Origin of the sequence: Pseudomonas sp. OE 28.3 (genome assembly GCF_014268205.2) — a bacterium.
GTDB classification, from domain to species: domain Bacteria; phylum Pseudomonadota; class Gammaproteobacteria; order Pseudomonadales; family Pseudomonadaceae; genus Aquipseudomonas; species Aquipseudomonas edaphica.
The window spans coordinates 419929-432669 of record NZ_CP077082.1 but is presented as its reverse complement, the minus strand read 5'-3'; the positions used below and the strand labels follow the sequence as shown (position 1 = coordinate 432669).

The 12741-nt window shown below is 55.9% G+C and carries 15 protein-coding genes; 4 read left to right on the top strand and 11 right to left on the bottom strand.

All coding sequences use genetic code 11. The features are described 5' to 3' along the window. Positions 1 to 231 precede the first annotated feature (231 nt). Positions 232 to 1512 carry a M10 family metallopeptidase C-terminal domain-containing protein gene (locus HU759_RS29955; RefSeq protein ID WP_264082973.1) on the top strand — a complete coding sequence of 427 codons (1281 nt, stop codon included), beginning with the start codon at positions 232 to 234 and terminating at the stop codon, positions 1510 to 1512. An 80-nt stretch (positions 1513 to 1592) separates the two neighbouring features. Here HU759_RS29955 and HU759_RS01850 read toward each other — a convergent pair whose 3' ends face one another. The 3 genes from HU759_RS01850 to HU759_RS01840 are packed head-to-tail and all read right to left on the bottom strand — an operon-like array spanning position 1593 to position 3312. Beyond that, positions 1593 to 2243, bottom strand: a complete 651-nt coding sequence (locus HU759_RS01850; RefSeq protein WP_017136674.1) for a DUF799 domain-containing protein — start codon at positions 2241 to 2243, stop codon at positions 1593 to 1595. After that, positions 2240 to 2602: a DUF4810 domain-containing protein gene (locus HU759_RS01845; protein WP_017136673.1), complete on the bottom strand. Its 363-nt coding sequence runs from the start codon at positions 2600 to 2602 to the stop codon at positions 2240 to 2242. The genes HU759_RS01850 and HU759_RS01845 overlap by 4 nt, the downstream gene beginning before the upstream one ends. 29 nt (positions 2603 to 2631) lie before the next feature. Then, the gene (locus HU759_RS01840; RefSeq protein ID WP_017136672.1) at positions 2632 to 3312 is read right to left on the bottom strand and encodes a CsgG/HfaB family protein; all 681 of its coding nucleotides are present in this window, start codon (positions 3310 to 3312) and stop codon (positions 2632 to 2634) included. A gap of 429 nt (positions 3313 to 3741) precedes the next feature. On the opposite strand from HU759_RS01840, the gene HU759_RS01835 reads away from it, so the two are divergent. After that, on the top strand, positions 3742 to 4353 hold the full coding sequence (locus HU759_RS01835; RefSeq protein WP_169986733.1) for a hypothetical protein: 612 nt from the start codon (positions 3742 to 3744) through the stop codon (positions 4351 to 4353). Positions 4354 to 4369: 16 nt separating this feature from the next. Then, the gene (locus HU759_RS01830; RefSeq protein WP_099549566.1) at positions 4370 to 4957 is read left to right on the top strand and encodes a hypothetical protein; all 588 of its coding nucleotides are present in this window, start codon (positions 4370 to 4372) and stop codon (positions 4955 to 4957) included. A 249-nt stretch (positions 4958 to 5206) separates the two neighbouring features. Here the strand turns inward: HU759_RS01830 and HU759_RS01825 are convergent, their stop codons facing one another. Next, entirely contained in the window at positions 5207 to 7771 is a 2565-nt protein-coding gene (locus HU759_RS01825; protein WP_186617849.1) for an autotransporter outer membrane beta-barrel domain-containing protein, read from the bottom strand. Positions 7772 to 8453: 682 nt separating this feature from the next. Between HU759_RS01825 and HU759_RS01820 the strand changes: the two genes are divergently transcribed. Next, positions 8454 to 8708 (top strand): hypothetical protein, encoded by a 255-nt coding sequence (locus tag HU759_RS01820; RefSeq protein WP_017136667.1) that lies wholly within the window; start codon positions 8454 to 8456, stop codon positions 8706 to 8708. A gap of 153 nt (positions 8709 to 8861) precedes the next feature. Here HU759_RS01820 and HU759_RS01815 read toward each other — a convergent pair whose 3' ends face one another. The 7 genes from HU759_RS01815 to HU759_RS01785 all read right to left on the bottom strand — a co-directional run bounded on the left by HU759_RS01815 (position 8862) and on the right by HU759_RS01785 (position 12643). Beyond that, complete coding sequence (locus HU759_RS01815) at positions 8862 to 9398, bottom strand: hypothetical protein (RefSeq protein WP_186617847.1); 537 nt, start codon at positions 9396 to 9398, stop codon at positions 8862 to 8864. A gap of 427 nt (positions 9399 to 9825) precedes the next feature. Continuing rightward, a complete protein-coding gene (locus HU759_RS01810) occupies positions 9826 to 10275 on the bottom strand; it encodes an SMI1/KNR4 family protein (RefSeq protein WP_186617845.1) in 450 nt (149 codons plus the stop codon). Between the two features lie 413 nt (positions 10276 to 10688). Beyond that, the gene (locus tag HU759_RS01805; RefSeq protein WP_099549568.1) at positions 10689 to 10973 is read right to left on the bottom strand and encodes a hypothetical protein; all 285 of its coding nucleotides are present in this window, start codon (positions 10971 to 10973) and stop codon (positions 10689 to 10691) included. Positions 10974 to 11150: 177 nt separating this feature from the next. After that, entirely contained in the window at positions 11151 to 11420 is a 270-nt protein-coding gene (locus HU759_RS01800) for a hypothetical protein (protein ID WP_186617843.1), read from the bottom strand. A gap of 43 nt (positions 11421 to 11463) precedes the next feature. After that, positions 11464 to 11883 (bottom strand): hypothetical protein, encoded by a 420-nt coding sequence (locus tag HU759_RS01795; RefSeq protein WP_186617841.1) that lies wholly within the window; start codon positions 11881 to 11883, stop codon positions 11464 to 11466. Between the two features lie 117 nt (positions 11884 to 12000). Next, positions 12001 to 12405 (bottom strand): hypothetical protein, encoded by a 405-nt coding sequence (locus HU759_RS01790; protein ID WP_186617839.1) that lies wholly within the window; start codon positions 12403 to 12405, stop codon positions 12001 to 12003. A gap of 73 nt (positions 12406 to 12478) precedes the next feature. After that, entirely contained in the window at positions 12479 to 12643 is a 165-nt protein-coding gene (locus tag HU759_RS01785; RefSeq protein ID WP_186617837.1) for a hypothetical protein, read from the bottom strand. Positions 12644 to 12741 lie beyond the last annotated feature (98 nt).

The following is a 12741-nucleotide window of genomic DNA, read 5'->3' as shown; positions in this document are numbered from 1 at the left end:
GCAAGAAAAACGACTTACTCGGACACACATCGGGCTTTGGAAAGTGACGCCAACACTGGCAACTTCACACTTAGCAAAAGGGAACCTGCCTGCCTCACCAAGAAGGAAAAGTGCCAATACCCCGTGAGAATAACGACCTTGAGAATTAATCCTGTAACGCCGATGTACAAGCCTTATTCGAGCAGCGCTCAGTCAGCCCAAAGCCCTGCACACCGCCGCTGGGACGCCCCGGTGGCCCGTTCTCTCAGCGGCAATGGGGGTGACTATGACCCGACTCAACGCTCGGATGATCCCTACACAAGTAGAGCCGACAGGCCGTCATTTAATCAGCGTCAGGCCGTTGAGCAACTGACGGGTGGCAGGTTGAAATGGCAGGACCGAAACCAAAACAACAGGACCGAGATTTCCTACAACTTCACTTATGAACAGGGTCTTGGATTCAACGACTACGAGAAACAAGAAGCACGGCGCGCCATCCAGTCCTGGGGCGATGTGGCGAACCTGACGTTCACTGAAAACGGCGGCCCGGCAGAAGGACGGCTGGCCTTCCGTATTTCCAATAATGTGATAGTTGCCGACGGCTACTACCCCTATAGCAACGACAAAAACGGCATCGCTGGCGATACCCGCTATCAACCGGGCTTTGTGACACGCCCCACCATAACCCACGAAATCGGTCACACGCTCGGCCTGAATCACCCCGGTACTTACAACGGCCAAAAAGACGACGCCAAACGGTTTTATGCCCAAGACTCTAAAGCCCATACCGTCATGAGCTATTACCCTGCCCAAAGCAGTGGCAAACACTTCGAGGGCAGGCCGCTGGCTCCCATGATGGATGACATCAGCGCTATCCAGCACCAGTACGGCACCAACTATCAAACCCGCCGAGAAAACAACATCTACGGTTTCAACTCCAACACCGGCAGGGACCACTACTCCCTGAGAAGCCATCAGGACGCCGCTATTTTTTGCGTATGGGATGGCGCCGGAAATGACACGCTGGACTTCTCGGGTTACGGCAATAACCAAACGATCAATCTGAGAGATGGCTCGTTTTCCGACGTAGGTGGTTATCAGGGCAACGTCTCTATCGCCCGCAACTGCCTCATCGAAAACGCTATCGGTGGCTCAGGCCACGATGTGCTGATCGGCAACGCCGCCGATAACCGGCTCACCGGTGGGGCGGGTGCGGACCGCATGCGCGGCGGCGGCGGCGCCGACAGTTTCGTCTATAACCACGCCAGCGACTCCACGCCTGCAAACCCCGATGTCATCATGGATTTCACCAGCGGCACCGACAAGATTGACCTGCGCGGGCTGGAGCGAAGGTCCAACACGCGATTCAAGCCCGTCCAGGCGTTCAGCGGGCGTATCGGCGACGCGATCGTGGGCTTCAACCCGCAGACCCAGCGCCACTTCATCGCCATCGACTTGACCGGCAACCGCACAGCAGACTTCGTGGTGACCAGTACGCAAGTGATCAGGCCACCGGATGTGCTTGTAAACTGACGGCAACGCGTGACACCCAACCCGCGAAGCCTTTGCAGACCCGAGCGGTCAGCAAAGGCTGTTCACGGTTGAACAGATACTTAGTCGGTGCCGTATTTCGGGTTACGCGGGCCATACAAAATGCCGGTGCGCTGCCCGGCCGACAGCAGGCGGACACTGGCAATACCGGCAATCGGGTGCGCCGCATCGGTGGAGCTGTTGATCACCTGCTTGACCGCTGCCGAGACCAGCATGCCCACCAGGCCGCCGCCATTGTTGTTGCCTTCCTCGCTGGAAGCGCGTGCCGAGCCGGTCCACAACGTGGTGCCGGTGCGCAGGTCCACCAGCTTGGCCGAGGCCGTCACGGAGGTGTCGCTGGAGATCAGCATGTACTTGGTGCCGTAGTCGCTGATGGTGATGTACAGCGCCGCGTCCGCACCAAAAATGTCATGCAGCTTGCCCGGCGCCACGCCCTGGATATCGTTGGCGGTGGTCAGGCCGTTCTGGCGGAAAGTTTCGTCCACCAGGGCAATCGGCAACACGTAGTAACCGGCTTCGGCCAACGGGTAGGTGACCTGCGAAACCAGGCTGTAGGAGGCCTGCACTTCCGGCGACTCATTGATGGGTGGCAGTACCAGGATCGACTTCGGCCGAGCCTGTTTGAACGCTGTGTAATCAATGGTCTTGGGCGCCGCGCAGCCGCCGAGCAATGCCAGGGCCAGCAAGGCGCCGGTGAGTTTTAACAGGTTCATTTAGTGGCAACTCCAGCCTTGGCGTTTTTCAGCAAAAAGTCCATGTACGCAGCGGACTCAGGGAACAATGCCTTCTCGGTGCGGAACTCCTGCACCATCTGGTCATCCTTGCCCATGCTCAGGTACAGCATGCCCAGGTGCGCGTGGTAACCCGGCGGGGCCTTGCGGCCGCTGGCGTTGATCTTTTGCAGATCGCGTTCCAGGGCTTCCACCTGCGCTTCCTTGGGCTCGCCCTTGAAGTACTCGTAAACCTGCGGCTGGTAGCTTTCCCACTGATACAGGGGTTGGGGCGCCGTGTGGCACCCGGCGACCGTCGCGATTGCTGTCAGCATCAGCGCCAACTTAACTGCCTTGCTCATCCGTGTAGTGCTCCTTGGCGTTGTTGTGATTAGTTGCGCGGGTTCCAGGCGCCGGCGTTGATGCCGTCTACCAGGCGGTTGATCGCTTCGCGCATGGCCAGGTCCAGAACCTTGCCATTGAGCGTGGAGTCGTAGCTGGCAGTGCCGCCAAAACCGATGACTTCACGGTTGGAGAGCGCGTACTCACCGGCGCCCTGGGTGGAATACACCACTTCGGAGGTGCTGATGTTGACGATATTCAACGCGACTTTGGCGTAAGCCACTTGGGTTTTGCCACGGCCGAGAATGCCGAACAACTGGCGGTCGCCGGTCTCTTTGCGGCCGAACTCGGTCACGTCGCCCGTCACCACGTAGTCAGCACCTTTAAGCTTTTGCACGGTGCCTTTGATCGCGGCTTCCTGGGAGATTTCGCCCATGTTGTCGCGGTCCAGCACGCTGAAGCGGTTGGTCTGCTGCAGGTGGGTGATCAGGATGGTCTTGGCCTGGCCGCCAAGGCGGTCAACGCCATCGGAGAAGATCCCGCGCATGTAGCTGGAGCGGTTATCGAACTTGCCTACGGCAATCGGTACACGTACGCCGGAATAGGCCACGCTGGCGCTGGCAACTTGCTCCACCGGCATCGCACGGTTGCTCTCGGTGGCGCAACCGGCCACGCTCAGCAGCGCTGCGGCGGTGAGGCCCGACAGCAGGATTTTGGACAGTGTTTTCACAGAGTGCTCCTAGAGGTGAAACCAGCGCAAAGGGCTGTTATGTAAGTTATCAACGAAGTCGCGGCAATCAGATTTTGCTGAAAACGCGCGCGCGTTTGCACGCAGCCTCAACATGGAAAGTGTCGAGCCCGCCAATAGCGGTATCAGGAAGGGTGACTGCCTCGCAGCAGTGCGGTTGAAACGTGCGGCCCGCGGTGAGGCGGGTGGCAGGGAAAAAAGCAGAGAGGCGCATTGCTTGATTCATCCTTGAAAAATGCCTTGTATCCAGTGCGCGGCATTTTACGGGGTTGCCCTGTGTACTCAAGCGGTTTCGCTGCTGCGGGGGCGTTCGCCGCTCAACGGCATTCTGTTACGCTGCGCGCCCGCCTCAAGTTACACAGCCATCGGTCGAGACATTGGCTTGGCTTGTTCATTAAATAGGGATATTGCGTGTTGAAAACCCTCCTTCGGGCTGCGGCCCTGCTCGCGACGCTGTCGATGACCGGCTGCGTCTCTTACACCGTCACCGGCCCCATTGGCGCCCCGCTCCACCCGGCCCCCGTCAGCAGCCCGCGCAGTGCGCAAGTCGCTGATGTGACAGTGAGCGCCGCCGACGTCAACGACGCCAATAAAACTGCGATCAGCCGTTCGCTCACGGCCCAACTCAACCAGTACGTGCGCACGGCGGGTTACTTCAAGCAGGTCACTGAGTACCCGGTGCGCCTTGGCGAAAACGATGTCGCGCTGAAATTCAACATGACCTCCCTCAAAGGCCACCGTGGCGTTCACCCCGCCTACGTGCCTGGTGCCCTGCTGACGCTGACGATCTGGATCTGGGTCAACGGCCCGATTTTCGTCGACACCTTCGACGTGGCCGGCGACCTGGTGATTGTCGACCGCGACGGCAAGGAACTGGCGAGCGCCAAGCAAGAGGTCAAGTTTGAACGCAACGTGGGCCTCTACGGCCGCGAATACTGGGCCCCGACCATGGGCGCCAAACAGTTGAACGAACTGGTCGCGCAACTGCTCGATACCGCCACTGCCAAACTGGCCAAACCGTAATTTCAGGGAGCAACACATGAAAGGGTTGATCAAACACAGCCTGGTCCTCGCCGCCGTCTTGTTGACCGGTTGCGTGTCCTACTCGCAACACGAATTGCCGGCCGTGCAAACCTGGCCGCCGACCGCCAGCACACCGGCACAGAAACCCACCGCCTACGTGCGCACCACGGCGCTGAGCCAAGTCAACGGCGGCCCCGGCAATACGACGGCCGGCGCACCGGCGGCGCTGTGGGAAAAAACCGTGGCCGATGGGTTCCGCCAGTCCAACCGCTTTGCACGGGTGAGCACCGACAAGGTCGACTCGGACATCTACGCCGACGCCACGCTGTACAACAACGAACAGTTCAGCATGGCCTCGGCGATCATCACTGGCGTTACGTTCTTCATCATCCCGTCCACCGCGAAGAACACCTTCACCCTGGAAACCGTGTTCAAGGACAAGGACGGCAAAGAGTTGGGCCGGGTCAAGAAAAGCGAATCGGTGCGCACGTGGATGCACCTGGTGCTGATCGTAGGCATCCCGTTCCAGGCCAATACTGGAGAAGTGGTTGAAGCACTGACCCGCAGCACGCTGGATGAAGCTGTGCAGCGCAAGTTGTTCTGACAAACACAACACCAAATGTGGGAGCGGGCTTGCCCGCGATAGCAGTGTGTCAGTCACTGGATTTATTCACTGACCCACCGCCATCGCGGGCAAGCCCGCTCCCACAGGGGTTTGGTGGTGTTACCGATCGTTCCCACGCTCCGCGTGGGAATGCATCCGGTGACGCTCTGCGTCACGGCCTCAAAAGCAGACGCAGAGCGTCCAGGGCGGCATTCCCACGCAGAGCGTGGGAACGATCAGCGCTGGGGCTTAGAACGCGTAACGCGCTTTGAGCATCACGCCATCGGCGTCAAAGCCACTGCGCGCTTGGCGGGTGTAGCTGGCGCCCACGGTGAAGTCCGACACCTGGTAGTTCACGCCCACACTCGCCTCGTAGCTGTCACGCGCCACCGACGCGCCGGTGGTGGTGAACGCCGCACCACCCGCCACAAAGTTGGAGGTTTGCGCGACGCGATCACCCATCAGGTCGTGATACGCCATCAAGGTCGCTTCCGGTTGCAGGCTGCCTGCGCCCATCGGCAAGTTGCCGGCCAAACGCACACCGGCACCCAACTCACCCACTTCATAACGCTGCGAACGCGTGCTCAGCGCCGCCGAAGAACCCTTCTCGTCGTAGCCGTCCATGCGCACGTTGGCATAACGCGCCGCCACACGCGGTTCGATCACCACCGCCTGCGATGGCTTAAAGCTGTAGCCGCCGATTACGCTGGCTGCCAACACGTTGCTGTCGTAACTGCCCTTGGCCGTGGTGCCCGCCACATGGCGCTTGCTGTCGTTGTCGTTATGACCGTAGCTGAGGCTGCCATCCACAAACCAGTTTTGCAGCGCCCAGTTGCCATACAGCGACAGCGCGTGGCCCTCCACATCGGTCTTGTTGCCCAGGTCCGAATGGATGTTGGAATTAAGGTAGCTGTAAGCCACGCCCAGGGTGGTGGTGTCGTTCAAACGCCCGTCCACACCCACGGCCATGCCGCTGCTGTTGGCCGAGTAACCGTTGTTACCGCCGCGCCCATCCTGGTCCATGTTGCTGCTCAAACCCTGCACCCACACGCCGCCGGTTTGATGGCCTTCGCGCTGGTCGGTAAGGCGGTTGAAGATTGCGCCATTGATAACAGTCTGCCCCGACAACGCCACATCCAGCGCGCCACGGTTGACGTCCGGCTTGAGCTGCTCGCTCACTTGAGCAAGCTGTTGCGCAGTCCCGGCGTTGGCGAGGGACTGGAACACTGGGTCGTCCTGGTTGAGCCCGCCGAGCACATCGTTCTTGAACGTATTCACCGCCGTGGCCGCTGCGGCGCTGGCACCTGCACCGGCAAGTTCCTGCTGCACTTGCTGGTTGTCTTTAACCGCGACGACAGCCTTGACCGTTTGCGCATCCGCCGAGTAGCTCAGCACGTTGAGCAGCGATGACGAACTGGCAACCGACAGGCCGTTGTTCTGCACACTGGTGGCCTGCAACAGGGTGTATTGAGTGCCGTTATTGGTGCGCGCAAAGTCGCCTGGCTGCGCACTCACCGTGAGCTTCGACGCCTGGGCGAAATTAGCCGTACCGTTGACCGACAGATACGGCGTGGTGGGCACCACGCTGTCGGCCAGGTGCATATCAATGCCCGCACCGCTGGCGACGTTAAGGTTGCCGCTGATCGTGGTACCGGGCGCGGCCAGGTTCAACGAGCCGGAATTAATCGAGACCGGCGCGATGATGCGCTGGCCGGCAAAATCAGCTTGGCCGGCGACATTCACCGCACTCAGGTTGAGCAAGTCGCCGGTAATTTTGCCGCCCGTCCAGTTCAGCGTGGCAAGGTTGGCGGCGTCGATGGCCGTGCCGGATTTGCTGCGGATCTCGCCTGCTTGCTGGTTGATCTCGAAGGGCGAAGTCTGGTCGCGGGCATTGACCAGGATCGCGGTGCTGTCGGCACTGATCAGACCCCGGTTGATAACGCCGCGCGCGCCCGACTGCGGGTTCTGGGTAAAGGTTGCCCCAGTCAGATGCACAGCCACCGCATTGGCGCCGTTGGCTTCAATCGTGCCGGTGTTGAGCAAGTAATCGAAGGTGCCGGAGTTGAACTGTACGGCCCTGGCCATACCACCGTTGACCGTCACCACACCGCTGTTTTCTATACGCAGGTCACTAGTGTCGGTTTCAACTTCAATGCCCAACGCCTCTTCGCCCGTGACGCGGATGGTGCCGGAGTTGAGGATTTTGCCGCCGACGGTCACCGGCATATTGTTATGGGTGTCCAGGATCAGGCCGTAGCCGTAGATGGAAGTGACATCAATCAGGCCGGAGTTGATCACGTCACCACCGACGGTCGTGCCATTGAGGTACATGCCCTCGCCGTCACTGTCCGACCCCGGCACGTCAACGGTGACGATAGTTCCGGAGTTGATCACGCTGCCGCCGATGTTCGCGGCGCCCACCTCAAAACCTTCGGCCCAGGTCTGGTTGGTGAGCCTGATCGTACCGGCCTGGATGACATCACCGGTGATCGTGCCGCCACGGGCCCGCAGATCAGAGTCCAGCGCGCCATCCACTACAAAACCACGGATGTTGAGGCCACTGCCATCGATGTTGTAGTCGGCGCGGTTGATCAGCGAACCCTGAACATTGGTCTCGGCAACACTGGCCCCATCGACATTACGCTGGGTGGCCACCACATTGCGCGACCCGACCAAGGTGACAGGCTCGTTGAACACCTGGCCTTTCCACTTGTTCTGGCCGCTGCTCACGTCGAATTCCACCGCAGCAACATGCGCGGCGCCTGCGCTGACCATCAGGGCCAGCAGGGTTTTCTGGAACGGCTTGCGCTTCATTTCAAACTCCATGAACTACAGTCAAAGCCGCCAATACGCCCGGCGGCTGTAGGTGTGCTGAGCGAGGGATCAGATGATCCGAATGTATTCCCCCAAGGCGCCCTGCTGAACCCCAGGCGCGAGCAATCGCACCGCAGCCGGTGGTGGCAGACAAGGGATTGGGGAGGCGAAGTTCACATTAATCCTTAATGTCGTTTTAAAAACGCTGCAGTCCATGCAGCCCGACCGGTTGCGGGTGGGCGGGGTAAAGACCCGGACTTGAGGGAAATGGTTCCTTTTGCGGTAGGACGCTTCCCCAAACTACCGAGGATTTGCCTGATATCCGTGAGCGGACGGCGGAATGCGTTGGGGGTGGTGGGGTTGGGGATCGGCGAAAGGGGGTTGAGTCAGGGCGTTGGTGCCTTGCGTGGGTTTGGGTGGGGGGCTTATAGTCCGGCCCGTCGCCCATATGGCGATCAGGTTTGGCGACCTGACAACAGAGTGCAAAAGCAACCCGCTTCTATGCAGGTGTTTTTGCACCCGCAAAGCTGTGCATGTTATGGCGGCTGTGCGCGGGAGACCCTCGGGTCTGCCGGTTACTCTGTTCCGGTTCGCCAACCTGCGTACAGCTGCCACCCATTCGTTTGGCGACGAATGCGTGGTGGCTTAATCCACCAACAGAGTACTGAAAATGAACCAATACATGCCCCTAACGGGCCACGACTGCACCGTCCCCGCTCTGCTTATCGACACCAGCGCACCCCTCGACGTACTCCACGACGCCGCCGCGTACCGGATTCGCGCCGTCACGCAACTGTTGGAAAACCTGGCCTTCCGCGAACAGCTCAGCAGCGATGCTGTGGTGCTTCAAGACTTCGCCCAACTACTGGCTATACCGCTGCGGGATGGGTGTGATTTGCTGGATGTCATTATTCGCAGGCTTAACAGCGTCAACTGACCGCGACAGGGCGGCTGACGAGTTGCCCTGTTAACGGTGAGGCAGTGAATAGGTGCGGGCCACGCTTGGGCAGTAAAAGTGGCCTGTCGCCTATGCAGCCTTGGCGCTGCGCGAAAAGCATGAACAGCTGCCGGCCCAGCCCGCCAGTTACCTTTATTTTCTCCCGCAACTATTCGACGGAACGTGTGCGATAGCACCCGGCGTCTCCAGACCAGAGAGCAGTCGAATCACGCCACCGCACTGCCAGTCTTGCCTCTGTAGGTACGCCTCATATTCTTTACCCGCCTCAGGAACAAATACACGGGCATCGGGCACACAAGACGCCTCGGCGGCAACCATCTTCATCACAACCACGGACGGCACACCCGCAGGGATCACAAACTCGGCATAAGACTCGCCATAGCTCAGGTGCTCGCTCCTCCAGGAAGCGGGCATTCCGACACTTCGCTTGGTGTGTTGCCCCAAGGTGGAATTGACCTTATCCGCAACCGTATAACCGTAGGCAAAAAGAGGTTCTTTACTCGACGCGCAGTCTTGTCCGGGGTTGATGGCGACAGGCAAGCCGTTATTCCCAAAAAGACGGATGCGTGCGGTGGTGGCCTGGTCGTAGGGGATAGGCTTCTCATAGCGCGCAGAGCCGCAGCCACTCAGCAATAGAGCTGAAAAAAGGGTCAACAAAAGTATTTTCAAGACGACTCCTAGGCTTACACATCAAGCGGTTATAGGCGAAAAGGGGGCAGATTTATTTAAGCAACAAAGGGCTCTGAAAATTAAATAAATCCTTCCCATTTCTCTACTGATTGTTTCCCCACTGTATAATATGCAACGGGATATCCGGCAGTAAAAACCTAGGACGGCGAGCCATATAAACCCCTAACTGGATAAGAGCTTACAGCTTAGCCGCCCTTCAACAGGCCAACAGAGTGGAATAATTACAAAAAATAAATCATGTTTTTAAAGAGCAACTCTGCTCAACTCTAAAAAACAAAACCGTGGTCTGACCCCTATTTCACTCGGTTCTGACTGGTCTTAGTACCAGATCCGCCCCCCTCAACCCTGAAGTAAGCGACAGCTTCTGAAGGACCGCCTTTTGTACCTCTTAAACCGCTAAATAACATTAGCGTTCCGCACGTCGCTCAACCATAGATTTTATATATTTAAGCTGTTCTAAGATAAAGTCAGAAAAGCTTGATGCTAACACCTCGAACCCATCCAGCTCCGAACTAACCTCTACGACCTGCCAATTATTCTTTGCGTCAAAACCATATAGCACATCACTCGAATTCCCGCCAATTATGTAAATCCCTTCATAACCTTCAATTTCCCGACCGCATATAGTTGAATATTTTTCCGGACCATCATCAACATAAAATGCAGCGTCTAGCTCACCGAATCCAAAATCCGCAAGAAATTCAAGATAATCCGCAGGCACACTGTTTCGATCCGATTCTTCAACACCACTTAGTATGGCATCAACATTAGAAATACAGTCACCATAATCCCCCTCAAAAAGCTCAGCGGATGTTATTTCGTCTATAAACTTTCGAATTTCTACTGAATTTTTCATAGTCACTTACCCTTGAAAAGGGGACAGATTTATTTCCTTAACAACGGACTCGGAAAATCAAATAAATCTGTCCCCTTATTCCGGCCGTTTTTTTATAATCAACTGCTCAACCACCTCAACAGCAGTCCGCTTGTTCCCATTATCAAACAGATGCCCGCCTGCAATATCCCTGATCATTGATCCAGCCTTATTATAAAAACCATCATAATTGGCAGCATTTGCAATGGCCGTATCGACTTCTCTGAATGAAACTGAACCGCCAAACTGTGAATTTATAGCAGTAATGTCGTCTACACTTAAGCCGACCTTGAAACCACCAAGACCTGTTCCACTTGGAAGGTTTGGCGCTGAACTTAAGCCACCAGTCGCTAGATCATCTACTTTTCCGACAGCGCCACCAGTTGTTTTTGCACCTAATCAGTATTTATGGCTACTTTAAATTTACACCACATTGGAAACTCGCCAGAAAACACAAAAAAATCATCAACGTATTGCAAGCCTACCGCCTCTAAGCGCCGAGTAAGTTCATCCGTCGCCTCTCCTCCAAAACAGGGCCCAAAGGAAACCAAATCAGCACTCATATCAAGTGGCGCATCAAACTCAAGCACCGCTGACAGCCTATCAATATCTATAAATTTAGATAACAACGCTTGCCGACGAATAACGATCCCATATTCAACAATATTAATAAAATTCATGGTGTCACCCCTGGAATTTTTATGCCATCAGGCACATTAATCTTAACGTTATAAATAGGTGAACTCTTGAAAATAGGGGTCAGACCACTATTCTTCTCAAAAAATAAATTACATTTTTAAGGAATAACTCAGCTAAACTCTAAAAAATGAATGACCCCTATTTTATCTTTTCTCTACTCAACGGCAAATTAGATACAGCTTAGAGCGCAACTCATCAAATCTGTCATTCTTTGCCTTTAGAAGTTTACCATCGTGATAAAGCACAATATCGCTTAAAGAACCACAACCACCATACATCCTTAGTACCGCACTATATAAAACAGTCGCTTCAGACTCACTATAGCTACCGACTCGCCGCAGGCCTTCGGCCCAGCCCCGAATTCCCGCCATATCGAGCAAGGTAGCCATCTCCTCAAGAACCAGTACAGCACTCTCATAGTTATTCATTTTACGGCCTCGCGTCCAAAACCTTTACTCCTTCAATCGCCCCCTATTTCCTCCCGGCGCAAATCTGCTCCCAGCCTTTCACGATGGTGCCGGTGTACTTGCCACAGGTCGCCCCTTCCAAATTCGCGTCGAGCGCGTCGCGCTCAGGCGCAAGCCATACCGTGTCGGCCAAGTACACCGCGCCCGCTGCCAGCAGCAGAACCACGCCCACGCGCGTCGCCATGTAGCGCGCAGTGGCCCGAGGCGTGCGCAAGCGCTCGAACACAAACGCGAACAGCAGCCCAATGCCACACATCAGGAAACCACCCAGCGCCGCTCCGAAAGCGCCGGCGGTGGAGCTGTCGAAGGAGCGCCACGCCAACATACAAACGCTGGCACTGACGAACATCAGCAGCAGGCACAACCCCTGTACCAACCGCCATCCGACTACCGCTAAATCTGCCATCTGAACCTCACGTGTCATGGGAACTCGTACCGATATGCGCCGGCTCATTCAAAAAACGTGGTCTGACCCCAATATCTTTCTTAAAGGTGGCTTGTCACTACTCCTTTACACCATCAAACCGAAAATGGCCTGCCCCTATTTCACGCTCGATCTTATATACCTGTCACAGATTTCAGAGTACTTAATGGTCATAGAATTAACATCATCAACAACACAATTCCATTTTTTACCAAACTCGTACGCCAACCATAAATACATCTCTATCGACCCTTTTGAGTGTCCCAACTGTATTTCAATCATTGTCCTCGGCGTGGCACCCAACAAAGATTCCCAATCGAGAATATCTTGCGCATCATAAAAACCTATGAGCTTTTCGGAGGTAAGTAATGACACATACAAAGTGGCCTCATCCCAGCTCAATACTCCACGACTACGTTTACCCGCGCTGACGATTCCACCTACAGCGTGGAGAAAATCAGCGAAAGTGTCTTCGTCAATTGCCACATCCGATATAATTGATGCTGAGTTGCTCACAACCATAACCCCGCTTTTTTTGGTTCCATACTCGAATAACTCTTCGACGCGAATGAAAAGGGCGGAAAAGTGGACAGATTTATTTAAGTAAAAAAGCACTCGAAAAAGTAAATAAATCTGTCCCCTTTTTCCAATAACCGCAAACAGCCTGCCCCTCAACTTTGAGAGTCATAGCCGCCCCTTGGTTTTTTCCAGCAATATAAGCTTGCTGTATAACTCCAACTTCAGCATGTGCAGTTGCCATATTTGCATTTGGCAAAGGTTTACTAGATGACTCTATTTTTGTATTTACACGATCAGCTATGAGTGTCGGCTGATCAGCTTTTGCTTGAGAGCCGGGCC

Bases quoted from the DNA above. Each gene is read 5' to 3' on its own strand.
- HU759_RS01850 (WP_017136674.1), bottom strand. From the start codon at position 2,243: ATGAACCTGTTAAAACTCACCGGCGCCTTGCTGGCCCTGGCATTGCTC.
- HU759_RS01845 (WP_017136673.1), bottom strand. From the start codon at position 2,602: ATGAGCAAGGCAGTTAAGTTGGCGCTGATGCTGACAGCAATCGCGACG.
- HU759_RS01830 (WP_099549566.1), top strand. From the start codon at position 4,370: ATGAAAGGGTTGATCAAACACAGCCTGGTCCTCGCCGCCGTCTTGTTG.
- HU759_RS01825 (WP_186617849.1), bottom strand. From the start codon at position 7,771: ATGAAGCGCAAGCCGTTCCAGAAAACCCTGCTGGCCCTGATGGTCAGC.
- HU759_RS01820 (WP_017136667.1), top strand. From the start codon at position 8,454: ATGCCCCTAACGGGCCACGACTGCACCGTCCCCGCTCTGCTTATCGAC.
- HU759_RS01810 (WP_186617845.1), bottom strand. From the start codon at position 10,275: ATGAAAAATTCAGTAGAAATTCGAAAGTTTATAGACGAAATAACATCC.
- HU759_RS01805 (WP_099549568.1), bottom strand. From the start codon at position 10,973: ATGAATTTTATTAATATTGTTGAATATGGGATCGTTATTCGTCGGCAA.
- HU759_RS01800 (WP_186617843.1), bottom strand. From the start codon at position 11,420: ATGAATAACTATGAGAGTGCTGTACTGGTTCTTGAGGAGATGGCTACC.
- HU759_RS01795 (WP_186617841.1), bottom strand. From the start codon at position 11,883: ATGACACGTGAGGTTCAGATGGCAGATTTAGCGGTAGTCGGATGGCGG.
- HU759_RS01790 (WP_186617839.1), bottom strand. From the start codon at position 12,405: ATGGTTGTGAGCAACTCAGCATCAATTATATCGGATGTGGCAATTGAC.
- HU759_RS01785 (WP_186617837.1), bottom strand. From the start codon at position 12,643: ATGGCAACTGCACATGCTGAAGTTGGAGTTATACAGCAAGCTTATATT.